The sequence below is a fragment of the Marinobacter sp. EhC06 genome (genome assembly GCF_001650915.1).
Taxonomy (GTDB): domain Bacteria; phylum Pseudomonadota; class Gammaproteobacteria; order Pseudomonadales; family Oleiphilaceae; genus Marinobacter.
On sequence record NZ_LXYO01000010.1, the window covers coordinates 29,782 to 54,478 of the forward strand.

Here is a 24,697-nt window from a genome sequence, read left to right on the forward strand (position 1 = left end):
GCCGCTTTCTGACCGTTTGGATGCTAATGAACCAGTCCGTTTTCAGACTCACTTTACCCATTCTGTTCGGCTATCTACCGCTGGGCATGGCTTTCGGCGTGTTGTTCACAACGCAGCTCGACTATGCCTGGTGGGCAGCGCCGTTGATGGGCATCGTGATTTATGCAGGCGCCGGCCAGATACTGGCCGTGAGCCTTCTGGCCGTTAATGCCGGCCTGCTGGAAGTATTCATCGCAATGTTTGTTCTGAACGCCCGCCATCTGTTCTACGGGCTTTCATTGCTTGGTCAGTTCAAGGGCGCGGGCTGGCGCAAGCTCTACCTGATTTTCGGTTTAACGGATGAAACCTATTCCCTGCTCACCAGTCGCCCTCGGGGCACTGATCGTGCCCATGAACAGGAGGTAGATTTCCGGATTACCGGCTTCAACCAGTGTTACTGGGTGGTGGGATGCGCGATCGGCGCACTGCTCGGCGACAACGTTGCCTTCGACAGCACGGGCATTGAATTCGCGCTGGTGGCCTTGTTCATTGTTCTGACGCTGGAACAGTTCAAGGCCCTGGGCGAGGGCTTCCCGATCTGGCTTGGAGCCGCCGCCGCGGGTGTTGCCATTTTGCTATTGCCGCCGGCGCACCAGTTGATTGGGGCCATTGCGCTGGTCACCGCTGTGCTCTTGCTGGAATACCGGAAGAGTCGCGGGCAGACAACACGCGAGGAGAGCAGCCATGGGTGAACCCGGCTACCTGGCAGCATTCATAGCGGTGGCGGCCGTCGCGACCTTTGCCACCCGGGTGATTCCGTTCCTGTTTTTCGAGAGACACACGGAACACCCGCTGGTCCGTCATCTCGGGCGCTACTTGCCTGCGGCGGTTATGGGATTGCTGGCGACGGTGTTCCTGCAGCGTTCGGCAGACTGGTCCGGTACTTGGATGGGATTCGATGCCCTGCTACCAGGCGCCCTGGTGGTCATTATTCACCTCTGGCGTCGAAATGCCCTGCTTTCGATTGCTGCGGGAACAATCAGTTACATGGCCATCCAGCAAGCCGGGCTCTGATCCAGCCCTGCCTCACACCCTGTTTTCGAGATTGGCGACCAGCCGGGAGTCCTGCAGGGCTGCGGTCCGGTGTTTGACCACGCCTTTGTATTCCGGGCTTTCGATCATGGCCATGAAGGCGTCGATTGAGGGGTAGCGGACCAACAGCACCTGATCCCAGGATTCATCCGGGGGCGCGATCAGCGATCCAACGCTACGGCCAGACCAGATGACTTCCGCACCGACCGATTTTACGCAGGCAGCGGCCTCTTCCATATACACCGTGTAGGCTTCACGGCCGGTTCGCTCCGGCGCCTCTTCCTTGTAATTGGCCCGATCGCGGAAGCGCAGCAGATTCAACATGACCACAGGCTGGTCTTTGGGGGTATCCGCCAGGACTTTCTGAAGCTGTTCGGGAGTGGGATTAACGGCGTCCATCCTTATCCTCTTCTTCTCTTGGTTCCGGGGCCTACTATAGCCCAGCCGAGAGGCCCGCGCGCAAGCGATTTCATTACCTTTCATTCAGTTTGCTCTTTTTGCCTTCTCTCTTCGTAAGGCTACAGTGAAGGAGACGCAAAACTCATAAATGAGAGGACGATATGGCTACCCTCACGATCAACGGCGAGCGCTATGAGCTCGACGTTCCCGACAACATGCCCCTGCTCTGGGTGATCCGCGATGTTGTTGGCCTCAAAGGAACCAAGTTTGGATGCGGTATGTCCCAGTGCGGCGCCTGCACGGTTCACCTGAACGGAACCGCAATCCGCTCCTGCGTAACACCGGTCTCTGCGGCCAGCGGCGAGATCACCACCATTGAAGCCATGGCTGACGACCCGGTTGGCAGCAAGGTTCAGCAGGCCTGGCTCGATCTGGGTGTCGCCCAGTGTGGTTATTGCCAGGGTGGCCAGATCATGAACGCCACCGCCCTGCTGAAAAAGACACCGAACCCCGAAACCGGGGAGATTGTCGACGCCATGGCAGGGAACCTCTGTCGTTGTGGCACCTACAACCGTATTCTTGCGGCGATCGAGCGGGCTTCCGGCCAGGAGGGTGAAGCATGAGCGCCGATGACAACTTGATGATTGCCAACGTCAGCCGTCGACGTTTCCTGATGGGCCTGGCTGGTGGCTCTGCCCTGGTGCTTGCGGCCCGTTGGGATGTGGCCCTGGGCGGCAATGAGAAGGCTCAATTTGGCGCCGGAGCAATGCCCGGCGGCTGGGTGGACGACCCCAACGTATTCATTCACATCGATGCGGATGGCCTTGTCACCATCGTGAACAACCGGTCTGAAATGGGTCAGGGTATCCGGACCAGTCTGGTAATGGTCGGTGCCGACGAGCTCGGTGCCGACTGGGACCGGGTGAGAGTCGAACAGGCGGAAGGCGATCACAGCAAATACGGCAACCAGAACACCGACGGTTCCCGCAGTATGCGCCACTGGTACCAGCCCATGCGCCGCGCCGCTGCGGCTGCCAGGCAGATGCTGGAGCAGGCGGCGGCCAACGAATGGGGAGTGCCGATTAGTGAGGTTCAGGCTGGCGTACACACCATCGTTCACAGGTCTTCAGGCAAGGAACTCGGCTTTGGCGAGCTTGCGGCCAAAGCACGGGAACTTGAGGTTCCGGGACGCCATGCACTGGTATTGAAGCGCGATGATGAGCTGCGTTTTGTCGGCAAGGAAACCGGGCTGATCAACGGTGAGCTGAAATCGGCTTACCCGAAAGCCATCGACGGTGAGGATATTGTTACCGGCAAGGCAATATACGGTGCAGATGTTCCCTTCGATAACCTGCTTTACGCCGTAATCGCGCGCCCTCCCGTTTACGGCGCTACCGTCGCGAACTTCGATGATGCCGAGGCCCTCAAGGTGCCCGGTGTGGAGAAGGTCCTCAAGGTTGAAGGTACCGGCCAGCCCGCCGGCTTCAGTCCCCTTGGTGGGATTGCCGTGGTGGCTACCAATACCTGGGCCGCCATGGAAGGACGTAAAGCACTGAAAATTGACTGGGATCTGGAGGCTGCCGGAGACAACGCCAGTTACACCTCTTCCGCCTACCGGGAATCCCTGGAAAAGGCGGCGCAACAACCCGGTAAGGTCGTCCGTCAGCATGGCGATCTGGATGCAAGCCTGGAAAGCGCCGCCAAGCGGGTTTCCGCTACCTACTACATGCCCCACATGGCCCAGGCACCCATGGAGCCTCCGGTTGCGACCGTGCGCATCAAAGACGGCAAGGCCGAAGTATGGGCACCGGTGCAGAACCCGCAGGCCACCAGAGATACCGTGGCCGGAAGGCTGGGTCTTGATGCAGAGAATGTCACCGTTCACGTTACCCTGCTCGGTGGTGGCTTCGGGCGGAAGTCCAAACCGGACTTTGCCATTGAAGCGGCCAGCATCGCCGAGGCTTTCCAAGGCCGGCCAATCCGGTTGCAGTGGTCACGGGAAGACGATATTCACCACGCCTATTTTCATGCCGTATCAGTTGACTATCTGGAAGCAGGCCTGGACGACAACGGTCAGGCCACCGGCTGGCTGCACCGGACCCTGTCACCCAGTATCGGCTCGCTGTTTGCGCCCGACCCGAAACACAAAGGTGAGTTTGAACTGGGCATGGGCTTTAACACCATGCCGTTCTCGGTGCCCGCCCTCAGGCTGGAAAATCCACCTGCACCCGCCCATGTGCGTATTGGGTGGTTCCGGTCGGTCTATAACCTGCCCCATGCCTGGGCGATCCAGAGCTTTGCCCATGAGATGGCTGTGGCTGCTGGCAAGGACCATCGGGATTACGTTCTCGACCTGCTCGGCCCGGACCGGGAGATTCACAACCTGACGGTAGGCGATGGCTGGAACTATGGCGAAGACCCGGATCTCTACCCCATCGACATCGGCCGCATGCGCACCGTCATCGAGCGGGCGACCAGTGAAGCCGGCTGGGGTAAATCCCCGGGTAAGAATCGCGGGTTGGGCCTGGCCTTTCACCACAGCTTTGTGTCCTACACCGCGATTGTGTTTGACGTGGAAGTGGATGATCAGGGTGAGCTCACCATCCACCGCGCAGACATCGCCTTCGACTGCGGCCCCCAGGCCAACCCCGAGCGAATTCGTTCCCAGTTGGAGGGCGCTATCGTGATGGGCATTGGTATCGCGCTGCAAAGCGAGGTGACCTTTGAGGACGGCGTGGCGCAACAGGGCAACTTTGACAAGTTCCTGATTCCCCGCATGCCGGATGCGCCCAAAATGCTTCGGGTCCATTTGGTGGATAACCCCGACGAAGCCATGGGGGGCGTGGGTGAACCCGGCCTTCCCCCGGTTGCGCCGGCATTGTGCAACGCAATCTATGCCGCAACGGGTAAACGAATCAGACGTTTACCCGTTGGCGACCAGTTGAAGGGCTAGAGTAAAGGCAGGGCCTCGTCAGAGGCCCTGATCCGTTTCTATGCGGTTGCGCCCGCCGGTTTTTGCGGCGTACATGGCCTTATCTGCACGAGCCACCAGCTCTTTGCGCTTGTCTTCCGGACGCCAGGTTGCAACGCCTATGCTGGCGGTTACACCCTCCGGCATCTGTACGATCCGAACCCCGGCGACCGCGGCAAGGATGCGCTCTGCAAGAACCACCCCGTCTGCCCTTGAAGCACCGGTAGCCACCACAACAAATTCCTCGCCACCCCATCGACCGATATGGTCTTCCTGTCTGAGCACGCCCGTTACATCGCAGGCAATGTGTCGCAGCAATTCATCGCCTGCCTCATGGCCCCAGGTATCGTTGACATGTTTAAAGTGATCAATGTCCAGCAGCAAGACGCAAAACGGCAGTTTGTGCCGACGGGCCTTCGCCAGTTCCTTGTCCAGCTCCTGCTCCGTTCGGTAGCGGTTCCAGATACCTGTCAGCGAATCATGACTGACCGCTTCGCGAAGTTTTTCATTGGCTCTCGCAAGGGCCTGCTGTTCCTCCCGTAGCATCTCGTTCAACCGTGTAATTTCGCTAGCAGATGCAAGCAGAGCCAAATCCTCCCCGAGATCTGCCGCAGCCAGCCGCTCAACCGGTTTCCAGTGTTCACTGGTGCCTCGAACTTCCTCTTGCCAGATGCTGAAGGTGCGGCGCAGATCCCTGCCATCCCCGGGCGAACTGACCAAAGCATCCGCTTGCGGCCGACCAGCCCAGTAAAATGTCCTATCGTGTTCAGGGCGAAAAAACATCAACCAGCCCGCAGAATCTTCGCCCGGCATAGGTGCCGCAAGCATTCCACAGCAGCCATTCAGGTCGAGGTCCTCAGAAACGGGGTCGTCTTTGAGGCGTGCGCTTAGCCAGACGCCCTGTCCATGGTTCCGCTCAAGCCGTTCGGCAAGCGTGGCAACGGTTTTCAGGGATGGCGTTAGGCCAATCTCGGATATTTCTCCCTTGGTTTTGCAGGCCAGACCGCCTGCCCGAAAAAGCGCCAACCACTCGCTGCCGTACTTTTGGAGCATGTCCGAGGGTGACAAACCGGCTTTCACATCCTCTACCAGAAAATCCCTGGACTCCTGCACCTGCAAAAGAAAGCTGGACTCCATTCTCGCCTTGAGAAGGAACAACCGCTGAGTCGCCATGGTCACCAGGGTCCGGGCAGCGTCCCTGAGTGTTGGCGGCAGAGGCGTCGGCGTTGCCGAAATGCAGGTCACCATACCCCAGAGACCCGCCTGGCTTACGATGGCAACCGATAGCAGAGACCTGGCATTGAAGTCGTCCAGAAAGTTTCGCTGGCGGCGGGACGGTGCCCGCAACACTGTGCCACTGGCATCAATCTCGCGGACCACGCCTTCAGAAAGCGTAGCCGATGACATGACCGGAATCCCATCCGCTCCAAGGTCAGGAATGCTGCGCACTTCCCGTACGGCAAACTTTTCCCGCTGGGCCTCCGGGTAGTCACTGGCCGCGAATCGCTGACCCAATACCGGTGACAGACCCTTGGCGAGGCTCTCAGCAAGGCAGACACCGTGCCCTTCGTCATCAAAATGGAACACCAGAACCCGCTCAAACCGGGTGATGTCGCGCACTCCCGCCACCAGAATCTCTATCAAGGAATCCGGTGTTGGGGCCCGGGACAGCTTGGTCAGCCACTGGTTGACCGTTCCCATCAGGCGCCGGTTGCCAAGCGGCGTAATCGGTTCGATCTCTAAAACGACTGAGTTGCCGGACCGGAAAGCGTTAACCTGCAAACGCGTTTTACGCCCATCAATGACTTTCTGAACTGAGAGCGGACCACTGAGACGGTTGGCTGTGCGCAATTCCGTGCGGATCTTGCCTATCAGTCTTTTTCCCAGGGCATGCTCAGGCCTGTGATCGAGTAAATCATCAACGGCCACCCGCAAATAGTGCTCCGCGTTCGCACTGCACTGAAGGATTCGGGCGAGGTTTTTATCGAGAACCAGCAGGCAGCCGCAGGGCTGGATGCTCAGGAATGTATCCGGTACAGACGGCGGAACCGACGACTGACAGGCCTGAACAAGCGTATCGGATTTCAAGGTAAACGGCGGCTCCAGCAAGGCGTAAAGACAATAAACCGGGGCCCTGTCCGTGGAGCACAATATCCCTGCAAAACCGGCGTTGAGATGACTTAATTATACAGCTTTCCCCAGGCCAGCCTATGTCGTTTTATCAACTATTTGGTATGACAGTTATTAGTTCGGGCATGGGACCATTGATCGACTCTTGAATAGGACCTTCGTGGCATTCCGGTAGCAGGCTAGGTAGTGCAACCCTTATAATCGGTGCCCTCAATATCCTCCTGAACGGCCGGCCGTGATGACTCTGATTGACCTGTTCCTGCAAACGATGGAAACAACGCTGCCTGTTTTTGCAATGGTCTTCATCGGGCTCGGGCTACGCCGCATTGGCTGGATTGATAACGCTTTCGTGAATACCGCCTCTGCCCTGGTCTTCAAGGCAACTCTGCCCACCCTCGTATTTTTGAGTATCATCCGTGCCGACCTGGATACCGCCTTCAACCCGGGGCTTCTGGTGTTTTACCTGGGCGCAACGTTGGCGAGCTTCGCGATAACCTGGCTCTGGGCCCGTTGGCGGGTTGTCAGGGAAGATCGGGGCGTTTACGTGCAGGGCGCTTTTCGGGGTAACTGCGGAATCGTCGGCCTGGCACTTGCCGCCAATCTCTACGGGGACTTCGGCCTATCCGCTGGCGGGATCCTGCTCGGCCTGGTGATCATCTCCTACAACATACTGTCGGTGATCGTGCTGGTAGCCTACCAGCCGGGGCAAACAACGGACTGGACGAAGATTTTTCACGACATCGTTCGTAATCCGCTCATCCTCGCGGTGTTTGTGGCCATCCCCTTTGCCGCCCTGGATATCACGCTGCCCGGCTGGGTAATGACCAGCGGCGACTACTTTGCCTCGCTCACCCTGCCACTGGCACTCCTTTGCATCGGCGCCACCGTCTCACTGAGCGCTATCCGCAGCGACAGCAAAACCGCGTTTGGCTCGAGCCTGTTCAAGATGGTGATATTGCCGACTCTGTGCACGGGCGCGGCCTGGCTGGCAGGTTTTCGTGGTTCCGAACTGGGCCTGATGTTCCTGTTCTTTGCCAGCCCGACGGCAGCCGCCAGTTTTGTGATGGTGAAAGCTTTGGGCGGCAATGACCGGTTAGCCGCCAATATCATTGCGCTGACGACCCTGCTGGCGAGCATTACTGTCACTCTGGGGGTCTTTGTGCTTCGCAGCGCCGGTTTGATCTAGGCCCCGCCCCGGCCTATTGCTTCGATCGCGGCAATGCCTGACTGACAGCCGCCAAGGTAACCACCACCGAACAGGTTGTAGTGGTTCAGATAATGGTAGAGGTTGTAGACCTCCCGCTTGACGCCATATACCGGTGTCCGTGGGTAGTGCGCGTCGTAGGCCCGGTAGAACGCCTCGCCAAAACCGCCAAACATTTGCGTCATGGCGATATCCGCCTCACGGTCACCGCAGTAGACGGCCGGATCGATCAGCCACGGGCCGTCGGTGCCATAGAGCGCGTTGCCATTCCAGAGGTCACCGTGGAGCAGGCTCGGGTGCTCACAGTGGGCATTCAGCCAATCCATTAGCTTGCCCCCGTGCTCATCCAGAACCTTCTGGAAACGGCTCCTCTGGCCTGTATCACGGATACGGGAAACCTGGTAACCGAGACGGTCCCGAACAAAAAACTCCCCCCAGTTGTCACACCAGCGATTGGGTTGCGGTGACAGGCCAATGTAGTTGTCCCGGCCCCAGCCGTAAGCGTCCTGAGGTAAAGCGTGCATTCTGGCCAGGCCTTCACCCAGCACCGCGCGGGCCCGATCTGAGGCACCTGAAGAGCGGATGGCTGTGATTTCCAGTTCGTTTTCATCTACCCGATAAACGTTCGGGACACCGATGCCAGTCACCCCGGCCTCATCAAGTGCGCTGGCGAGGCGCTCCAACCCCTCCGCTTCGCAGATCAGGGCATCGGCATAGCCAGTCGCATTGTGTTTCAGGTGGGTATTGGCCATCGGCTTCCGCGCTCCTTGAAGTTGTCCTGCCCGAACCGTTAGATTGAAATAAAGACTGACACGACAAAACTAGCGGGGGCAAACCATGGACACCAAACGCTGGCAACTTCTGGTATCAGGACGGGTACAGGGAGTTTACTACCGCGCCTCCACGGAGCAGAAGGCCTCCTCTCTGGGCCTCACGGGTTTCGCCCGCAACCTGCCCGATGGTCGGGTCGAGATTATCGCCGAAGGGCCGGAAGACCGGCTGGATCAACTGAAAACCTGGTGCGCGGAAGGGCCACCGGATGCCAGGGTGGACGCGGTCGATATTGCCCCGGAGCCCCCCACCGGCGAATTCAGGGATTTTAGTGTGCGCTAAGCGATGTGCCTGAGCCAGAAAGTCATTGGCTTGGCGGTTTCTTCCGGCTGGTCCACGTCTTTCCAGGTATAGGTGGTCGCCAGTTCAGGTACTTTACGGTAGCCCCGGTTGTGCCAGAACTGGTCCAATGGCTGGTAGTCGGCCGGCCTGAGCGGATGGTCTGCGGGTCGCTCTACTGCGCAAAAACAGCAGTGCGTGAAACGACCCTGCTCCCGGGCGTGACCCTCCCGGTGGTCGAAGAACGCCACCCCAATGCCCTGCCCCCGGTAATCCGGCAGGAGCACCGATTCACCAAAATAGAAGATCTTGTCCGGCTCATAACCCTGCTCGACAAACGGCCTTTTGAACTCTTCCGTTTCGTGGTCCATCGGAATGCCGGTGGCGGCGCCAACAAACGAATCGCCATCCATCGCAAGGACAAACAGGCTTTCCGGCGAGCGGGCGTAGGTATCAAGATACTTGCGTTCATAGCTCATATCGCCGTCATACAGGTACGGAAACCTGCGAAATACTTCGATCCTGAGGCGTGCGACGTCGTCCAGGTATGGTTTAATCTGGTCACCACTGAGCCGGAGTATTGAAACCGCCATAAACTACCCCCTGATGAAAGGTCGGAGCATGCAAAAAGACAAGCCGTTTTCCCAAGCCTGCGAGAATAATAAGGCGCCGATTCTGGAAAAACTTGCGGAGCTTTTCAAACAGCCGGGCACCATTCTGGAAATCGGCACAGGCACCGGCCAGCACGCAGTGCACTTTGCCAGCCACTTGCCGCATCTGGTGTGGCAACCCACCGATCATCCTCACAATGCCCAGCTGGCTCGGGCGTGGATCGACGATTCAGGCCTCAGCAACATCAACTCGCCGATTGCTTTGAACGTACTGGACGGAAATTGGGCCGATCTGCCAGAGATCGACGGTGCGTTTTCCGCCAACACAGCCCACATCATGGCCTGGGAAGAGGTGGAAGCGATGTTTCGCGGTGTTGCCGGCGCCCTGCCGAAAGGCGGAATCTTCTGTCTGTACGGGCCTTTCAGCTATGGCGGCCAGCATACCAGTGACAGCAATGCGCGGTTTGATCAGTCGCTAAGGACACAGGCCCCGCGTATGGGGATACGGGATATGGGGGATCTAAAGACGCTGGGAGAGGAAACCGGGCTGGCGCTTGAAGAGGATTTCGGGATGCCGGCTAATAATCGGTTGTTGGTTTGGCGGCGCGTTCGGTAAGGAAGCTCAATCGCAAAACTGGTCCGCCATTGCTCCCGTTCATTCCCGGGATGCAACGACGGACCAGATTTCCTTAAGGCTGCTGGCTACAGCAGGTCAGAATTTACAGAAGACAGTATTTTTCCAACGGTATCGTAGGCATTCGAGGGCATCCAGTTACGATTCGAGCCCAGGTAACTTTCCGGATCAAGCTCGAGGAGTCCGATCAGCACCTCAGCAACGATCCTGGCGCCTACCGGCCCGAGCCCCTCGCCCGGCTCAAAGTTGCCGGGAGACGATTCTCTGCCAACAACCTCCGCCTCGGCCAATATGTATAGCCAGAGGGGTGCTCCAGACGTTACCTCGCCGTTCGATATGGCGTTAATCCTGGCCATGACGGCGCCAACTTCAGCGTCCGTCCGACCCATTTCCCGAGCGATCGTATCACCCCCCGGAAGTCTGAAGCTGTTGCCCCTGAGCAGATTCCGTGTTGCCAGGGACTTTTCACCGCCATCAGGCACGAAGGGAAGCTCCAGAAGATCACCTGCCATCAATGTGTCGAGCTTTTCAGCTCTCTGAACAACGCGATTTTCAGAGGTGAAAAACAGCTCGTGCCAATCAACCACGGCCCGGGTATCACCCACCGGGGAAAACCCCCGGCCGAGAATCTGTCCGAAGAATTCGAAAGCCGTATCGTTTTTCTGCACCTGGATCTTCATCGGCACCATGGAATGGCCAAAGCGATAGGCGGCAACAGCAAACTCAATGGGAATGAACGGTACGCTGCACTTATAAAAGCGGCGTCCCTGGCTCAATACATCATCCACGACCGCCTTGCCGCACATAGCAACCAGAAAGTCATTCACAACCACCCATTGGTAATGCCAGGTGACCTCGCGACGAGCTTCTTCAAAAAGCTCTTCACCCTTCAGGTCATGACCATCAGCGGCGGCCTCAGCGCGGAGCTTGTCACAGATGGCGTTATGAAACTTGATGAAGCCTAGCTGCATCTGGCTGATGATTCGGTTCTCATCGTTCCGGGGGTCACCAATAATGGCACTCCCTGTTGGAACTCTTAACAAATCATTTTTGCGCCGGTCATCAGCGCCAACTTCATCGGCACCCGTGAGCAATTTGGCATTGTTGAAAGGAGCTGTTTGGTTGTAAAGATAGGGCTGCGCTTCCGGACCGTTGCCGTAGATCGAGTCCAGATCCAGGGTCGGTGTGCGAACATTGGGAATTTCATTGGGATGATTCACTGACGCGAAGCTGGAACTGGTATCCAGCGTTATATCGTGATCAATAAACTGCCCAAAAATAACCATCCCGACAGGCACCGATGACGTCCGATCGCTCGCTCCGCCATTGTCCATCGGGCCACCGACCTTGCCGATGCTCTGCAAAACAGTTGGTGAAACGTAGGAATGCGCCAGATGAGGAAACATCCATCCAAAACGGTCTTCCCTGGAAGGCTGGTAATCGACCCTGCAATGCTCGGGCAGCCCGCTAAACTCTTGCATACCATGGTAATGACTCATTGTCTCTCCCTCGAAAATGATCAGATAAGGCCTGGAGACACCCTACTAGCCCCAATTGCTGTCCTTTGCGTATTGATCAATCGGTAATTCAAGGTATCTGACAGCGAAACGGTAGCTCTTAAAATGGTTAGCATCAAGAACTAAAAGCGTATGATGTTTCCGAGAGACTGGAGTTTTGGTCGGGGAACAAAAAAACCCCAGCAGTGCTGGGGTTTTGTATTGGCGGAGAGGGAGGGATTATTCGGGCCTGCGGCCCTCACCCCTTCGGGGCCGTCGTCGCTTTGCTCCGACGTTCCTCAGCCTGCGGTGCAGGCTTCGGTCGAACCCGCGAGGGTTCTTTCTACCCTGCCAATTGGCCAATAAAAAACCCCAGCATTTCTGCTGGGGTTTTGTATTGGCGGAGAGGGAGGGATTCGAACCCTCGAAACGCTATTAACGTTTACACACTTTCCAGGCGTGCGCCTTCAGCCACTCGGCCACCTCTCCAATAAACTGTTTCAAATCAGCGATGTCGTCGCTCATTTGAGGGCGCAAACTTTAATGGTTTTGCGGGCGGTTGGCAACTCCCTGGCGGAAAATCGTCGAAAAAATTCGTGCCTGGGCGTTTTTCGGTTTACCGGTTGAACAGATTCAGGACTATCGTTAACACAAGACTGACGTTAATCACCCAGGTTATGTGGAGGCAAATACAATGCTGATGAAAGCCGAGCAATCGACACTGCTGCTTATTGATGTTCAGGAAAAGCTGATGCCGGCCATAAGCCACGGTGATGAGGTGGTGGATCGGTGCATCGTTCTGGCCACTATTGCCGGGCTTATGGAGGTTCCTGTGTTGGGCACCGAGCAGCTGCCCGACAAGCTGGGGCATAACGTTGAAGCTGTTCGGGAGTTGTGTGACCAGACTCTGGCCAAGCATCATTTTGATGCCTGCCCGGATGGGCTTGTCGACCAGTTGCCCGAGGGCCGACAGCATATAGTCATTGGTGGTTGCGAAACCCACGTTTGCATGATGCAGACCGCCTTGAGCCTGATTGATGCCGGCTACAAGGTATGGGTGGTGGCGGACGCTACCGGCTCCCGTAACGAATTTGACCGGGACATAGCGCTGGATCGCTTGAGCGAGAGCGGCGCCCGGCTCGTAACGCTTGAGATGGTGGCGTTTGAATGGATGCGCCACTGCAAGCATCCGCAGTTCCGGAACATCCAGGCCCTGATCAAATAGAGGCATCCGCTGGGCGAGTACGCACGTAAAAAGTCGCTTCAGTCACAGGTGGTTTCGAGGTTCAAAATGCTCAACATGGACTTTTCCAAAAAAGTCGTCATTCGCACCGCCGAGCAGGAGTGGGTTGCCAGCCCTGCCGGTGGTGTTCTGAGGAAGCCACTGGCCCGAGAGGAAGCCGAGCGCGGCCATGCGACCAGCGTGGTCCGGTACGAGCCCGGAGCGTCCTTCAAGCGACACGAGCACCCCCTGGGCGAAGAAATACTGGTTCTGGAGGGCGTATTCTCCGACGAGACCGGCGACTACCCGGCCGGCACCTATTTGCGTAACCCGCCTGGCAGCGGGCACGCTCCGTTCAGTAAAGAAGGCTGCACTCTGCTGGTCAAACTTCATCAGTTCGATGAGCGTGATCGGTCCACGGTGCGCATAGACACCCATAATACAGCCTGGCTTCCGGGTATCGGCGGCCTCGAGGTGATGCCACTACATGAGTTCGAACACGAGCATGTGGCCCTGGTGAAGTGGCCCGCCAACGAGGTATTCCAGCCTCACCGGCACTTTGGCGGTGAAGAGATGTTCGTGCTGTCCGGAGAATTCTGTGACGAGCATGGCCGCTACCCCACCGGCACCTGGATTCGCAGCCCGCATTTGAGCCAGCACCACCCATTTGTTGACCAGGAAACGGTCATCTGGGTGAAAACCGGTCATCTGCCGATCGAGGCGAAATAAAAAAGGGCCCCGAAGGGCCCTGAAGAGGCTAAGAGATCGCTGTGTGTTGCCAGTTGTGCCGGCTGAACGCGTCGTTGCTTGCGCCTTCAGATACCGGGCTGAAGAGTGCCTCTTCATCCGCGGGAACCGCAAACACGTGGTACGCCTCAGGGCCAAATGGATCCAGTGCCGTATCGAGGTACTCGAAGCTGTCGGGCACGGGTTCTCCCGAGAAAGCGACTCTGAACTGACGCTCAAGGGTTGGTGTTGTTACACTCAGGGGCTGCTCCACCCAAAGGTAAACGGCCTTGTGGGGCACGATGTATTCGCTGCGCACCACCCTGTAACCCTCTTTGAGCGAGAGCGTGGTCGGCTCTTTGCCCGGTTCCAGACGGAATTTGTGGATGGTTTTCATAGCTGCTGCTCCTCTTTGGGTTGCTGCCTTTCACAACTCCATAATGAACAGGAACAGGGTTCGATAAAATAAGCTTTTGTGAGCTTTTATCATCGATAAATTCGATGCATTCAGGCTTGCTTGTGTTCTGCGTGAGCTTCAACAATCGCACGAACGCCCTCATGGGCCGTTTTTCGGCCCCGGGTAATGGCAAACAACTCATCCATGACGTCGTCGATTGAGGCGATCTGCTCAACCTCATATTGACGACAGACCTCCTCGCGGATTGATGTCGGCGCTGCAAAAACGCCATAGCCCTGGCTGCCGAACACTTTTATCAGGGCGCTGTCGTCTACTCGGGCGACGAGCTTCATGCGAACCCCGTTCAGGGAAAACCAGTTCATCAGTCGCTCGAAATATGGCGCATCGGTGGCGTTGGCCAGAAGCGGCTGACCATTGAGGGATTCCGGAAAACCCTGCTTCAGTTTTCTAGCCAGCTCCGGGGCGGCAAACAGACTCATGCTGGAGCCCGCCAGCGGGTGTACCGTGAGATTGCCCTCTTCCTGCAACTTCGGCATGCGGTCTGTCAGCACCAGGTCCAGTTCCTTGCGCTTCAGGCTCAGTACCAGATCTTCGGTCCGGCCAGTCTGACACTCGAGCTGGATCGGGCGCTCGCCCGCCATGGCTGGCTGCAGCAAGTAGTAGGCAATCAACTTGTGAATGGAAGCAGAGACGCCGGCGCGCAGCGTCAGCGGACGCTCGGATGGATCAAGCCGAAGGGTTTCGGCGAGCTCGCCAGTCAGGGCGAAAATGTCGTCGGCGTACCCGAGAATCAGACGACCCAGGTCCGTCAGGATCAGCTTGCGCCTTTCCCTGAAAAACAGGCGACCACCCACGGAAGCTTCAAAGGTGGCCAGCTGCCCGCTCAGGGTCTGTGGTGCCAGTTCCAGGACTTCGCTGGCTCGGGCAATTGATCCTTCCCGGCTGATCACCCAGAAATAATAGAGATGGCGGAGATTAAGCTGTTCCATTGCTCTGCCCTGTTCCCGGTTCAGGCTGGCCGGGGGATCTTCAGAATCTCACCGAAGGTGACATATTCGCTTCCCCCGAGGCGGCCAATCGGGTCAATGGCAGCGCCATCGAAGGTCAGACGGTTCTTGTCGTCGTATCTCGCTGCCTCATCGGATACCCATACCCGGGTAACTTTCCCGAACACGAGAGACTGTGGCGCGGCACCAATTTCCTTGATGTCATAAAGCTCACAGGCAAAGGCCACATGACAGTCCTTGAGCCGAGGCAAACCTGAACCCTCGAAATCCACCAGCTCCAGATCAAGATTTTTCAGCTCGGATTCGCCATGGGGCAGAGTTCGTGAGGATTCAGTGACCGCTGCGGCGAGGTCCCGGTGAGCGATATGAACCACAAAATCCTTCCTCGCCTCGATATTAACCCGGGTATCCTTGGACACACCTTCCGCCGGCTTTTTACCAACGGAAATCATCAGCAGGGGTGGATTACTGGTGATCGGCGTGAAAAAAGAAAACGGGGCCAGGTTGAAGTCGCCATCCGGATTTTCACTCAGCACCCAGGCCACGGGCCGGGGGATAACCGTCTGGGTCAGGATGTAGTAGGCGTCCTTCGGATCCATACCCTCGAAATCTATAAGCATCATTCTCTCCCGTTAACTGCAGCTTCGGGCGCTCGTTCCCGCAACAGCCACACAGTCATCAACAACCCGTGAATTATAAGGAAAGGCACTGCAACCATGACCAGCCCGCCCCAGCCGAGCCAGCTCAGAATGGCGCCAGCAGACAGCGCGGCGGTTGCCTGGGAACCAAAAACCATCATGTCGTTCAGCCCCTGGACACGGAAACGTTCTGCATCGCGATAGCCCCGAGGCAACAGCGTTGTGCCGCCAACAAACAGGAAGTTCCAGCCAACACCCAGTAACAGCAGTGCTGAAAGATAATGATGAAAACTCACGCCACTGGCCGCCAGGGCAATGCAGCCCAAATACGCCAGTAATCCCGCTGCCATCATCAGGGGAATGCCCACAACACGGGTCAGCCAACCGCTGATAAGCGACGGCAGGTACATGGCCATGATATGCAGCTGGATCACACGTTTGGCATCGTCGAGGTCATGCCCGGCCATCTCGGTCATACTCAGCGGCGTTGCCGTCATTATGAAACTCATTACCGCATAGCCAATGGCGGCCGCACTGATGGCGGCCCAGACCAATGGGTTGGTGAGAATTTCCCGCATGGGACGTCCGCCACCTGGCTGTGACTCCTGAACCCGCTCAGCGCCTGCCCGATAACCAGCCCCCAGAATCAGCAGGGCTGCACCCTGCACTACCGCCAGGCCGACCCAGCTAACCAGAAATGGATATTGCTCCCCTGCTCCGCTTCCCAGGCCGGCCACTTCCGGCCCGAGCCAGGCCGCCACCAGACCACCCAGGAGCACACGAGCAGCGGCGGAGCCAGCCATACCCGGTGCCACGGATTCCATGGCGGCAAACCGATATTGGTGCACGACAGCAAGGCCGGTACCACCTACGACAGCCGCAAGACACAACAATGAAAACAGACCGGACCATGACGCCGCCGCCCCCAGGAGCCCCGCTACGATGCCCATGATCGCGCCCAGCAACATCACGCGCTTGCGCCCGATGCGTTCCATCAACCAGGTGGCCGGTTTGATGGCCAGCACGGTGCCGACCACCACCAGTCCCACCGGAAGCGTCGCATATTCAGGCGCCGGGGCGAGCATTCGGCCCTGGATGCTGCCTATAAAAACAATAAATGGCGCTGTGCACATGGCCAGCGCCTGTGCAGCAACCAGGACCCAGACATTGAGGGGCATGGGTTACTTTTTCCTGTAGATGATTCCGGGATGGCACTGCACCATCTCGTAGAGGTGGGGCAAGCCGTTCAACGACTCGGATGCACCCAGAACCAGGTAACCGCCGGGATTCAGGGTGGCGTGCATCCGGGTAAGAATGTCTTTTTTCAGATCCGCGGAGAAATAGATCAGAACATTCCGGCACATCACAATATCGAACTTACCGAGCATGTACCGCTCCAGCAGGTTCAATTCCTTGAACTCCACCATGCTCTTGATCTGCGGCTTGATCTGCCAGCCACCGTTGAGGGACGGGGTGAAGAACTGCTTTTGTCGCTCTGGTGACAAACCCCGGCCAATGGCGATCATCTCGTATTCGCCCTTGCGGGCTACTTCGAGAACGCTTTTGGAGATATCCGTGGCGGTGATTTTCACATCGCGGAGCTTCCCGGGCCTAGCCCGCCGAAACTCCTCCACGATCATGGCGATGGAGTATGGCTCCTGGCCTGTTGAGCAGGCCGCCGACCAGATTCGAAGTGGCTGGCTAGAATTGCGTTCAGCGAACTCGGGAAGCAGCTTTTCCTGAAGAATCCTGAAAGGGTGATTGTCACGGAACCACAGAGTTTCATTGGTTGTCATCGCATCGATGACGACTTCCTTGAGGCCGCCCCGTCCGGGACGCTTGAGACGCTCAAGGAGTTCGCCCAGGGTATTGAGGCTGTTCTCTTCAAGAATCCTGCGCAACCGGCTTTTTACCAGGTACTGTTTATTCTCGCCCAGTAAAATCCCACAGGCATCCTGCAGGAACGATTTGAAGGCTTCATATTCCTGTGGCGTTATTTCCGCTTTCATTGGATCTCTGTTCTGAGTGAATCTTTGAGCGGCTCCATCAACCCTGGTCGATGATCTCCATCACCCGCTCTGCCAGCTCGTCCGGACTGAACTTTGCCATAAAGTCGTCGGCCCCCACCTTCTTCACCATGGCCTGGTTGAACACACCGCTGAGTGAGGTGTGGAGCATAACAAACATATCTGCCAGGGCCGGGTCACCTTTCACCTTGGTGACCAGGGTGTAACCATCCATTTCCGGCATCTCCACATCAGAGATGATCAATGAGAAGTGATCTTTTGCCTTCGACCCGTCAGAAGTCACCTCTTTCAGGTACTCGAACGCCTGCTTGCCGTCATTCTTCGTGACTACTTCCATGCCGATGGCGGTCAGACAACGCTCTATCTGCCGACGGGCCACCGAGGAATCATCCACCACCAGTACCGGAAGGTGGCCGGGAACCCGCTCGGCGCTCTTGCTCAGAACCGCCTCGGTGACATCCTCCCCGAGCGGAGAAACTTCTGCAAGAATCTTCTCTACATCTATGATTTCGACCAGCTTATCATCAATCTTGGTAACGGCGGTAAGGTATACATCCCGGCCTGCGCCCTTCGGGGGAGGCAGGATGTCCTCCCAGTTCATGTTCATGATCCGGTCGACGCCGGTTACCAGGAAACCCTGTGTTTTGCGGTTGTACTCGGTAATGATGACGAAGCTGGTAGCCAGGTCTTCCTGGGGGATACCGGGCAAACCAATGGCCATGCTGAGGTCGATGATCGGGATGGTTTCACCCCGGATATGCGCGACGCCTCTCACCGTTTGCCGGCTATTGGGGATAGACGACAGCCTGGGGCACTGAAGGACTTCCTTGACCTTGAAGACGTTGATCCCATAGATCTGCCGTCCCCTGAGACGGAAAAGAAGGAGTTCAAGGCGATTCTGCCCGACCAGCTGGGTTCGCTGGTTCACACTGTCCAATACCCCTGCCATTTTGATTCTCCTGGCTTGCCGCAATTACAACGGCATATATCTTGCTGCTTACTGAATTATCATCTGATCGACGGGATTCCGTCATATCAGTCGCGGATCAGCCAATGTAACGGCCACTTGCCTCGAATCCTTAGCGTGATTCGGGCTTTTCTGCCCTGATAATGACAGCATAGGACAAACTGATACGTATGCGCATCACCAATTTCGCCCTACTACTGCTAATGTCTGGCTTGAGCGGCCCGCTCCTGGCTGCGACCACCGCTGAGCAGATTCGCAATGCGACCCTGGAATTTCTCGACAACTTCGCCTCTGAACAGGCCGAAGAAGGCTACACCGTTTCGTTCGAGCCTGGCTCGATCGACAACCGGCTTGCCCTCGCCGAATGCGAGCAGCCTCTGAGTGTCGAGTTCAGCGGAGATCCCTGGAAAAGCACCAGTCCTTCGATGCTGGTGGCCTGCGAAGGAACACGCCCCTGGCGGATGTTTGTGACTGCGTCCGTTTCTATCCACGGGCCGGCCCTGGTGGCGGCTCGACCGCTCACGCGGGGAGAACGAATTACCGGTGACCTGCTGAGCCGCCAGTCCGTTGAAGTCAACGCGTCCAGACGCGGCGTTATTACCGCCGCCGACCAGGCCATAGGCATGGAAGTGCGGCGGGGAATCAATGCGGGCTCGCTGATCACCCCGAACATGCTCTCTGCTCCGAATGCGATAGAACGGGGTGACCATGTTATCATCACCGCCAAAACAGGCGGATTTTCAGTACGTTCCCGGGGCAAGGCCCTGGCAAACGCGAGCGTTGGCGAACAGGTTCTGGTAGAGAATCTGCGATCGTCCCGCACGATAAAGGCCAACGTTGTTGCACCCGGCCATGTCGAAATTCCGATGTAGGATGGGGCCGGCAGAAGCTTGCCGGAGCGGCAAAGCTCTGCCACAAACCCGGTAGTAAAAACAGACGAAAAAACGACTGAAAAGTACTAAAGGTTTTCGCGGCGGCGCCGTTAAGAAGACATAAACTCGAGTAAGCGCCGCACTTCGTGGCGCGACAGGCAAGCAGGTACAGATATGTCAGTTGACTTAAATGGAATTGGCCCCGGCCAGGTCAACACCCAGAGAACCACGGCCGACAAGAGCTCCGGCACCCAGAATACCCAGCCGGCGACCAACGAACAGGCGAAGACCCAGGCCCAGGGCGCCCGGGGTGAGAACGTCAGCCTGAGCAATCAGGCCAAGAATCTCAAACAGCTTGAACAGAAGCTGGGCGATTATCCGGAAATGGATGATGATCGCATTGAGCAGATCCGCTCCGCCCTGGAGAATGGCACTTACAAGATTGACGCTGAGAAACTGGCCCAGAAAATGCTTGAGATGGATGAAAGCATTTTCGGGTGAGTAAATCATGGCCGCAATTGATGATCTGAAGACTCTTCTTTCCCAGGATATCAGCCAGCTGGAAACACTGGCTGATATTCTCGAAAGGGAAAAGACCTGCCTTGCAAGTTCCGACCTCCGCCAACTGGAAGCTCTGACCAAAGAGAAGAACGAGCTACTGGGCGCCGTTCGCGAGCGCGCCAAACAGAAAATCCGGACACTGGTTCAGATGGGGTATCGCCCCGAAAGTGGTGAGCCTTCCCGGTTTATCCGCAGCGCCGGTTTTTCTGAGCTCTTCCAGCTTTGGCAGGAAGCAGACCAGAAACTTCGAGCCTGTCAGACGCTGAACCAGACCAACGGTCGGGTGATCAGCCACCTGCAGAAACGCCTGTCCAGGCTTACCGACATCTTCCGTGGTGCCACGGGCCAGCAAAAGCTCTACGGCGCCCAGGGGCAGCAGACCACAGTATCCAGCAGCACGGTACTTGCCAGCGCCTGACGATGGCCCTGGCGAGCCATGCAGGCAGAATTATCAGGTATAGTCATCGGGTATAGATGGTCATCTGGGAGTCCGGATGGAAACGGATGTCATGGATACTCACGTTACCCATTGAAGCTCCCTGGCTGCCGCTGACCCGGATATTGTCCATCCGGATTTCCTCGATACGCTCCGGAAACGCCAGCATCAAAGCCCCATCTTCCCTGACCCGGTACCTGGGCTCCCCCTCGCGGTAGTGCACGCCAGAAATGCTCAGGTCTGAATCAAGAAAGTTCAGAACCGGTACGAAGATGTTGGCGGTAAGCTTCAGGCCCTCAATTACATCCGCCGATCCGTCGCCAGTCGGATTCTCCGCCATACTGCTGACAACGCCGATACGCTCCAGCAGCGTCGGATCCCCCTGGCCGGAAATTGTCGCCAGTTCACTTTCACTCAGTGGGGCCAGATTTCCCCTCTCATAAAGCTCTCCTGCTTCAAGCGCCGATTGTGACGCTTCCGCCGAATTGCTCGCCGCGAAGGTAACCAGGGGCTGAAATGGCAGCGTCACCATCGTGACCAGGGCTGCTGCATTGCGATAACGGGATTGGTGCTTGAGGACCCGGTAGAGTTCCTTTTCGCTGATCCAGCCAGCCTGGATGAACACTTCACCAAGGCGCTGCCCGGTTTCACGCTGAAGCCTCAGCCCCTCATCCACCTGCCCTTCAGACAGATAGCCACGATTGATAAGCAGTCGCCCGAGGCGTGATTTCTCTTCAAATCCCTGACGGATTCTCACCCAGTGTCTCCTTTTGAACAGTGAAAACCGTACAACCCGGCCCGGCCAATGTTATCCATGACTTCCGACACCCGGAAGGTTAGACGATCACGACACAATGTGCGTGGATACAGTCACCGTTTTACCATCACCTTCTGGTAAGATCTGGCACCTGGTAACAGAATTCGCTGAATTGTCGCAGGAAAAACACCTGCGAATAACACAGAGAGCGGTTGCAAATGATAAACAAGGTAAAACCCCTGAAAACTGTGACTCCCGTACTGCTTATGGCCCTCACCTTGCTGATGCCGGCCTCCAGGGCAATGGCCCAGAGCAACGACCAGTCCGCCAGCGAACCCCTGCCAATGGTTCGCATGGTGACCAGCGAGGGCGCCATTGAACTTCAGCTACGACCGGATGTCGCCCCGGACACGGTTGCCAATTTCCTGCAATATGCCCGGGACGGTTTTTTCGACGGCACCATCTTCCACCGTGTCATTCCCGGATTCATGATCCAGGGCGGTGGCTTCACCGAGGACCTCTCACGGAAATCGACCCGGGCGCCCATCCGCAATGAAGCGGCAAAAACACTGCCGAACCTTCGTGGAACCATTGCCATGGCGCGAACCAGTGCGCCCGATTCTGCAACGTCACAGTTCTTTATCAATCTTACGGACAACGGGTTTCTGAATGCCGGCGTCCGCGGCCCGGGCTATGCGGTTTTTGGCAAGGTCACCCAGGGCATGGGTGTTGTCGATGCCATCGCCCGCAAACAGACCACCCGGAAACAGGGCATGGCCGATGTGCCGGTGGAACCTGTGACCATCGAAACCGTCACCGTGGTTGAATCCGAAGGCTGACACCGTGAACCGGCCATTGCAGCCCCCTGCGATCGAGCCAGCTGAACTGGTCTGGCACGACGGGATCCCGGAATCAAAGCGGTTTGGCGATGTTTACTTCAGCCGGGACAACGGCCTGGAGGAAACCCGCCACGTTTTTCTGCAGCATAACCAGTTGCCGGAGCGCTTCTCGCAGATTCCCCGGGGCGGGAGCTTTGCTATTGCCGAAAGCGGTTTCGGAACCGGCCTGAACTTTCTGGCAGCCTGGCAGGCCTGGCGCCACCATGCGCCAACCCATGCTGCTACCCTGCATTTTGTCTCGGTGGAACGTTTCCCACTCACTCGGGAAGACCTGACCCGCTCCCTCGCCTTGTGGCCCGAGTTAAAGGTGCTCGCTGACGAACTGCTTCTGCATTACCCACCTCTGGTGCGAGGGGTTCACCGACTGGTTCTCGACGGAGGGCGGGTTCGACTGACGTTGTTTTTCGGCGACATCAATGACGCCTGGGAAGCCCTGGATTTTAAAGCCGACGCCTGGTTTCTGGACGGCTTTGCTCCGGCCCGCAATCCGGACATGTGGCTGGAGAACACCATCCGCCTGGTTCGCGCGCATAGCAAGCCGGGCACAACGCTGGCTACCTTCACTTCCGTCGGTCGGATCCGTCGGGCTTTCCTCGAAGCCGGATTCCACATGGAGAAAACCTCCGGATACGGCCGCAAGCGGGAAATGCTGAAGGGAGTGCTTAAGGCGTCGGCCCGGGCTGAACCCGAACAACACGGGACCATCGCCATCATTGGAGCGGGCATTGCAGGCTGTACGCTGGCACGAAACCTTGCAGAGCGGGGTTTGCCCGTCACACTCGTTGATTCCCATGGGCCGGGAAATGGCGCGTCCGGAAACGCCCAGGGCGCACTTTACGTAAAACTGGGAGTTGAGTTCAACGACCAGACCGAACTGGCCCTCACGGCCCTGACCTTTGCCCAGCGCTTTTACAACAACTGGCGCAACCAGTACTGGCATCCGACTGGGCTGCTGCAATTGGCCCACAACCCCCAGGAAGAGGCCCGACAGGCGAAATTTCTCGATCGCAACGAATACCCCGGGGATATTCTATGGCCGGTGAACCGGGCTCAGGCCAGCGAACTTGCCGGCGTTCCGACGCAAACAGGCGGTCTCTGGTTTCCCGGCAGTGGCTGGCTGGAGCCGGGAAACCTCTGCAAAGCACTGGCTGACCACCCCCTGATATCGACCGCATTCGGTGCCAACGTTAGCGGGCTCCGGCCCTGCAGCGGGCAGTGGCACATATCCACGGAAGAGGGATCGCCCATCGTGGCCGACCGCGTGGCCATATGCTCGGGTCATCTCAGCCCGGAACTCATTCCGACAAAGGGACGCTTTCGCCTGAAAGCAATACGGGGCCAGGTTTCGCACCTTCCGGCACCAGCCATTATCAGCCCCAAGGCCGTTATCTGTGGTAACCGGTACCTGAATCCGACGCTCGGTGAGATCGCCGTGACTGGAGCCACCTTTGATCTTCGCGACAACAACCCGTTGCCGACGATCGAAAGCCATAACGAAAACTTGCAGGAACTCGGCTCAATGCTGCCGTCCCTGTTTTCTTCCACAAGCGAAAAACCCGGTGGCGCGGATCTGGACGGCCGGGTCGCCTTTCGATGCACCACACACGATTACCAGCCCGTCGCCGGCCCGGTATTCGATGGCGAAAGCGCTTCTCTGGATGGTCTCTTTCTCTTCACCGGCCTCGGCAGCAAAGGCCTGACCTACGCTCCGCTGCTGGCCGAGTATCTGGCGGACCAACTGACCGGGCAGCCTGCCTGCCTCCCGGCGAACCTTATCAGACGGCTGGAAACACGGCGTCTGTACCAGACTGATATGGCGGTTTCGTAATAAACTACCTCTGAAGTTTCCGGTCAGACTGCCGTTAACCGTGGAAAGAGTGGCATAGTCACGGAGAGAGCCCATGTCCATTTATGTCAGCGAACCCGGCCGACCGGTCGGCACCCGGCTACCGGAGACATTCCGGGCAAGGCCCGTGGGCGATGTCACGGAGCTGGCAGAAACCAAGGCGATCAATCCCGGCAGGAGCGAAGCAACAGACGCAGAGTTTCAGCAGGCGGCTAATGCTGGTCGGTACAAGGCTTTGGAGGAATATGGGGCAGCGGCAGCCGGCGAGCGTCGCGAAGACCGCGCTTACCTGCCCGTATCCCGTATTTCATCACCGGCACTTTACTCGGTGCAGGCTTCAGCAACCATTTCCGAAGCGCTGTCAGTGATGGATGAGCATCAGGTTCATCACCTGGTGATCATGGCGGAAAACAACGTGGCTGGCCTTGTTGATCTGCGCTGGCTCCTTGGTTGGCTGCACGAACACGACGCCAATGCCATGACCCAGAGCCTGGTTCACATTGAGCTTCCCGCCTTTCTGACGGCCTCTCCCGAAACCGATGCCCACCAACTCGCCAGGCTGATGCTGGCCCATCAGCTCAACGCCGCACTCGTGGTAGACGCCAGTGGCGCAGCCGCGGGCATCGTAACCAGTACAGACTACCTCAAGCTATACGCCAGCTCTGGGCGACACGAGGGGACAGTTTAGCGCCCCC

The 24,697-nt window shown here is 57.6% G+C and carries 27 protein-coding genes and 1 tRNA gene; 15 read left to right on the top strand and 13 right to left on the bottom strand.

Going from position 1 to position 24,697, the window contains the following annotated elements:
- Positions 1–26: 26 nt before the first annotated feature.
- Together A8B84_RS05270 and A8B84_RS05275 are read left to right on the top strand one after the other, a co-directional pair.
- Complete coding sequence (locus A8B84_RS05270; protein WP_064228134.1) at positions 27–731, top strand: AzlC family ABC transporter permease; 705 nt, start codon at positions 27–29, stop codon at positions 729–731.
- On the top strand, positions 724–1,053 hold the full coding sequence (locus A8B84_RS05275; RefSeq protein ID WP_064228133.1) for a branched-chain amino acid transporter permease: 330 nt from the start codon (positions 724–726) through the stop codon (positions 1,051–1,053). The genes A8B84_RS05270 and A8B84_RS05275 overlap by 8 nt, the downstream gene beginning before the upstream one ends.
- A 12-nt stretch (positions 1,054–1,065) precedes the next feature.
- Here A8B84_RS05275 and A8B84_RS05280 read toward each other — a convergent pair whose 3' ends face one another.
- Positions 1,066–1,470: a DUF1330 domain-containing protein gene (locus tag A8B84_RS05280; protein ID WP_064228132.1), complete on the bottom strand. Its 405-nt coding sequence runs from the start codon at positions 1,468–1,470 to the stop codon at positions 1,066–1,068.
- 161 nt (positions 1,471–1,631) lie between these two features.
- Between A8B84_RS05280 and A8B84_RS05285 the strand changes: the two genes are divergently transcribed.
- Entirely contained in the window at positions 1,632–2,093 is a 462-nt protein-coding gene (locus tag A8B84_RS05285) for a (2Fe-2S)-binding protein (protein WP_064228131.1), read from the top strand.
- A complete protein-coding gene (locus tag A8B84_RS05290) occupies positions 2,090–4,423 on the top strand; it encodes a xanthine dehydrogenase family protein molybdopterin-binding subunit (protein ID WP_064228130.1) in 2,334 nt (777 codons plus the stop codon). The genes A8B84_RS05285 and A8B84_RS05290 overlap by 4 nt, the downstream gene beginning before the upstream one ends.
- Positions 4,424–4,441: 18 nt before the next feature.
- Here the strand turns inward: A8B84_RS05290 and A8B84_RS05295 are convergent, their stop codons facing one another.
- Positions 4,442–6,529 (bottom strand): sensor domain-containing diguanylate cyclase, encoded by a 2,088-nt coding sequence (locus A8B84_RS05295; protein ID WP_138103093.1) that lies wholly within the window; start codon positions 6,527–6,529, stop codon positions 4,442–4,444.
- 280 nt (positions 6,530–6,809) lie between these two features.
- On the opposite strand from A8B84_RS05295, the gene A8B84_RS05300 reads away from it, so the two are divergent.
- Entirely contained in the window at positions 6,810–7,757 is a 948-nt protein-coding gene (locus tag A8B84_RS05300) for an AEC family transporter (RefSeq protein WP_064228129.1), read from the top strand.
- Here the strand turns inward: A8B84_RS05300 and A8B84_RS05305 are convergent.
- Positions 7,754–8,527: a fructosamine kinase family protein gene (locus tag A8B84_RS05305; RefSeq protein ID WP_064228128.1), complete on the bottom strand. Its 774-nt coding sequence runs from the start codon at positions 8,525–8,527 to the stop codon at positions 7,754–7,756. The genes A8B84_RS05300 and A8B84_RS05305 overlap by 4 nt on opposite strands.
- 85 nt (positions 8,528–8,612) lie before the next feature.
- Between A8B84_RS05305 and A8B84_RS05310 the strand changes: the two genes are divergently transcribed.
- Complete coding sequence (locus A8B84_RS05310; protein ID WP_064228127.1) at positions 8,613–8,888, top strand: acylphosphatase; 276 nt, start codon at positions 8,613–8,615, stop codon at positions 8,886–8,888.
- On the opposite strand, the gene A8B84_RS05315 is transcribed toward A8B84_RS05310, so the two are convergent.
- A complete protein-coding gene (locus A8B84_RS05315; RefSeq protein WP_064228126.1) occupies positions 8,885–9,478 on the bottom strand; it encodes a GNAT family N-acetyltransferase in 594 nt (197 codons plus the stop codon). The genes A8B84_RS05310 and A8B84_RS05315 overlap by 4 nt on opposite strands.
- 28 nt (positions 9,479–9,506) lie before the next feature.
- Between A8B84_RS05315 and A8B84_RS05320 the strand changes: the two genes are divergently transcribed.
- Positions 9,507–10,112 (top strand): DUF938 domain-containing protein, encoded by a 606-nt coding sequence (locus tag A8B84_RS05320; RefSeq protein ID WP_064228163.1) that lies wholly within the window; start codon positions 9,507–9,509, stop codon positions 10,110–10,112.
- An 86-nt stretch (positions 10,113–10,198) separates the two neighbouring features.
- Here A8B84_RS05320 and A8B84_RS05325 read toward each other — a convergent pair whose 3' ends face one another.
- Together A8B84_RS05325 and A8B84_RS05330 are read right to left on the bottom strand one after the other, a co-directional pair.
- On the bottom strand, positions 10,199–11,629 hold the full coding sequence (locus A8B84_RS05325; protein ID WP_138103091.1) for a peroxidase family protein: 1,431 nt from the start codon (positions 11,627–11,629) through the stop codon (positions 10,199–10,201).
- Between the two features lie 395 nt (positions 11,630–12,024).
- A tRNA-Ser gene (locus A8B84_RS05330) sits at positions 12,025–12,115 on the bottom strand.
- A gap of 205 nt (positions 12,116–12,320) precedes the next feature.
- Between A8B84_RS05330 and A8B84_RS05335 the strand changes: the two genes are divergently transcribed.
- Positions 12,321–12,851 (top strand): isochorismatase family protein, encoded by a 531-nt coding sequence (locus A8B84_RS05335; RefSeq protein WP_064228125.1) that lies wholly within the window; start codon positions 12,321–12,323, stop codon positions 12,849–12,851.
- 66 nt (positions 12,852–12,917) lie between these two features.
- Positions 12,918–13,577, top strand: a complete 660-nt coding sequence (locus A8B84_RS05340) for a cupin domain-containing protein (protein ID WP_064228124.1) — start codon at positions 12,918–12,920, stop codon at positions 13,575–13,577.
- 28 nt (positions 13,578–13,605) lie between these two features.
- Here the strand turns inward: A8B84_RS05340 and A8B84_RS05345 are convergent, their stop codons facing one another.
- The 6 genes from A8B84_RS05345 to A8B84_RS05370 all read right to left on the bottom strand — a co-directional run bounded on the left by A8B84_RS05345 (position 13,606) and on the right by A8B84_RS05370 (position 18,613).
- Positions 13,606–13,971 (bottom strand): hypothetical protein, encoded by a 366-nt coding sequence (locus A8B84_RS05345; RefSeq protein WP_064228123.1) that lies wholly within the window; start codon positions 13,969–13,971, stop codon positions 13,606–13,608.
- A 110-nt stretch (positions 13,972–14,081) separates the two neighbouring features.
- Entirely contained in the window at positions 14,082–14,981 is a 900-nt protein-coding gene (locus tag A8B84_RS05350) for a LysR family transcriptional regulator (protein ID WP_064228122.1), read from the bottom strand.
- A 20-nt stretch (positions 14,982–15,001) separates the two neighbouring features.
- The gene (locus tag A8B84_RS05355) at positions 15,002–15,622 is read right to left on the bottom strand and encodes a flavin reductase family protein (protein ID WP_227512715.1); all 621 of its coding nucleotides are present in this window, start codon (positions 15,620–15,622) and stop codon (positions 15,002–15,004) included.
- Entirely contained in the window at positions 15,619–16,815 is a 1,197-nt protein-coding gene (locus tag A8B84_RS05360; RefSeq protein ID WP_064228120.1) for an MFS transporter, read from the bottom strand. The genes A8B84_RS05355 and A8B84_RS05360 overlap by 4 nt, the downstream gene beginning before the upstream one ends.
- Before the next feature lie 3 nt (positions 16,816–16,818).
- Complete coding sequence (locus A8B84_RS05365; protein ID WP_064228119.1) at positions 16,819–17,646, bottom strand: CheR family methyltransferase; 828 nt, start codon at positions 17,644–17,646, stop codon at positions 16,819–16,821.
- A gap of 37 nt (positions 17,647–17,683) precedes the next feature.
- Positions 17,684–18,613, bottom strand: coding sequence for a chemotaxis protein CheV (locus tag A8B84_RS05370; RefSeq protein WP_064228118.1), 930 nt, complete (start codon positions 18,611–18,613; stop codon positions 17,684–17,686).
- A 188-nt stretch (positions 18,614–18,801) separates the two neighbouring features.
- Between A8B84_RS05370 and flgA the strand changes: the two genes are divergently transcribed.
- From flgA to A8B84_RS05385, 3 genes are all read left to right on the top strand, one after another.
- Positions 18,802–19,503, top strand: a complete 702-nt coding sequence (flgA, locus tag A8B84_RS05375; RefSeq protein ID WP_082905091.1) for a flagellar basal body P-ring formation chaperone FlgA — start codon at positions 18,802–18,804, stop codon at positions 19,501–19,503.
- 174 nt (positions 19,504–19,677) lie between these two features.
- Complete coding sequence (gene flgM, locus A8B84_RS05380) at positions 19,678–20,004, top strand: flagellar biosynthesis anti-sigma factor FlgM (RefSeq protein WP_064228116.1); 327 nt, start codon at positions 19,678–19,680, stop codon at positions 20,002–20,004.
- A 7-nt stretch (positions 20,005–20,011) separates the two neighbouring features.
- Entirely contained in the window at positions 20,012–20,482 is a 471-nt protein-coding gene (locus A8B84_RS05385; RefSeq protein WP_064228115.1) for a flagella synthesis protein FlgN, read from the top strand.
- A 43-nt stretch (positions 20,483–20,525) separates the two neighbouring features.
- On the opposite strand, the gene A8B84_RS05390 is transcribed toward A8B84_RS05385, so the two are convergent.
- The gene (locus tag A8B84_RS05390) at positions 20,526–21,257 is read right to left on the bottom strand and encodes a hypothetical protein (RefSeq protein WP_064228114.1); all 732 of its coding nucleotides are present in this window, start codon (positions 21,255–21,257) and stop codon (positions 20,526–20,528) included.
- A 218-nt stretch (positions 21,258–21,475) separates the two neighbouring features.
- Between A8B84_RS05390 and A8B84_RS05395 the strand changes: the two genes are divergently transcribed.
- From A8B84_RS05395 to A8B84_RS05405, 3 genes are all read left to right on the top strand, one after another.
- Positions 21,476–22,096, top strand: coding sequence for a peptidylprolyl isomerase (locus A8B84_RS05395; RefSeq protein ID WP_064228113.1), 621 nt, complete (start codon positions 21,476–21,478; stop codon positions 22,094–22,096).
- 4 nt (positions 22,097–22,100) lie between these two features.
- Entirely contained in the window at positions 22,101–23,984 is a 1,884-nt protein-coding gene (gene mnmC / locus A8B84_RS05400) for a bifunctional tRNA (5-methylaminomethyl-2-thiouridine)(34)-methyltransferase MnmD/FAD-dependent 5-carboxymethylaminomethyl-2-thiouridine(34) oxidoreductase MnmC (protein ID WP_064228112.1), read from the top strand.
- Between the two features lie 73 nt (positions 23,985–24,057).
- A complete protein-coding gene (locus A8B84_RS05405) occupies positions 24,058–24,690 on the top strand; it encodes a CBS domain-containing protein (protein WP_064228111.1) in 633 nt (210 codons plus the stop codon).
- Positions 24,691–24,697: the final 7 nt, after the last annotated feature.

Coding starts and splice junctions, on each gene's coding strand:
- A8B84_RS05270 (WP_064228134.1), top strand. CDS start 27: ATGAACCAGTCCGTTTTCAGACTCACTTTACCCATTCTGTTCGGCTAT.
- A8B84_RS05275 (WP_064228133.1), top strand. CDS start 724: ATGGGTGAACCCGGCTACCTGGCAGCATTCATAGCGGTGGCGGCCGTC.
- A8B84_RS05280 (WP_064228132.1), bottom strand. CDS start 1,470: ATGGACGCCGTTAATCCCACTCCCGAACAGCTTCAGAAAGTCCTGGCG.
- A8B84_RS05285 (WP_064228131.1), top strand. CDS start 1,632: ATGGCTACCCTCACGATCAACGGCGAGCGCTATGAGCTCGACGTTCCC.
- A8B84_RS05290 (WP_064228130.1), top strand. CDS start 2,090: ATGAGCGCCGATGACAACTTGATGATTGCCAACGTCAGCCGTCGACGT.
- A8B84_RS05300 (WP_064228129.1), top strand. CDS start 6,810: ATGACTCTGATTGACCTGTTCCTGCAAACGATGGAAACAACGCTGCCT.
- A8B84_RS05305 (WP_064228128.1), bottom strand. CDS start 8,527: ATGGCCAATACCCACCTGAAACACAATGCGACTGGCTATGCCGATGCC.
- A8B84_RS05310 (WP_064228127.1), top strand. CDS start 8,613: ATGGACACCAAACGCTGGCAACTTCTGGTATCAGGACGGGTACAGGGA.
- A8B84_RS05315 (WP_064228126.1), bottom strand. CDS start 9,478: ATGGCGGTTTCAATACTCCGGCTCAGTGGTGACCAGATTAAACCATAC.
- A8B84_RS05320 (WP_064228163.1), top strand. CDS start 9,507: ATGCAAAAAGACAAGCCGTTTTCCCAAGCCTGCGAGAATAATAAGGCG.
- A8B84_RS05325 (WP_138103091.1), bottom strand. CDS start 11,629: ATGAGTCATTACCATGGTATGCAAGAGTTTAGCGGGCTGCCCGAGCAT.
- A8B84_RS05335 (WP_064228125.1), top strand. CDS start 12,321: ATGCTGATGAAAGCCGAGCAATCGACACTGCTGCTTATTGATGTTCAG.
- A8B84_RS05340 (WP_064228124.1), top strand. CDS start 12,918: ATGCTCAACATGGACTTTTCCAAAAAAGTCGTCATTCGCACCGCCGAG.
- A8B84_RS05345 (WP_064228123.1), bottom strand. CDS start 13,971: ATGAAAACCATCCACAAATTCCGTCTGGAACCGGGCAAAGAGCCGACC.
- A8B84_RS05350 (WP_064228122.1), bottom strand. CDS start 14,981: ATGGAACAGCTTAATCTCCGCCATCTCTATTATTTCTGGGTGATCAGC.
- A8B84_RS05355 (WP_227512715.1), bottom strand. CDS start 15,622: ATGATGCTTATAGATTTCGAGGGTATGGATCCGAAGGACGCCTACTAC.
- A8B84_RS05360 (WP_064228120.1), bottom strand. CDS start 16,815: ATGCCCCTCAATGTCTGGGTCCTGGTTGCTGCACAGGCGCTGGCCATG.
- A8B84_RS05365 (WP_064228119.1), bottom strand. CDS start 17,646: ATGAAAGCGGAAATAACGCCACAGGAATATGAAGCCTTCAAATCGTTC.
- A8B84_RS05370 (WP_064228118.1), bottom strand. CDS start 18,613: ATGGCAGGGGTATTGGACAGTGTGAACCAGCGAACCCAGCTGGTCGGG.
- flgA (WP_082905091.1), top strand. CDS start 18,802: ATGCGCATCACCAATTTCGCCCTACTACTGCTAATGTCTGGCTTGAGC.
- flgM (WP_064228116.1), top strand. CDS start 19,678: ATGTCAGTTGACTTAAATGGAATTGGCCCCGGCCAGGTCAACACCCAG.
- A8B84_RS05385 (WP_064228115.1), top strand. CDS start 20,012: ATGGCCGCAATTGATGATCTGAAGACTCTTCTTTCCCAGGATATCAGC.
- A8B84_RS05395 (WP_064228113.1), top strand. CDS start 21,476: ATGATAAACAAGGTAAAACCCCTGAAAACTGTGACTCCCGTACTGCTT.
- A8B84_RS05405 (WP_064228111.1), top strand. CDS start 24,058: ATGTCCATTTATGTCAGCGAACCCGGCCGACCGGTCGGCACCCGGCTA.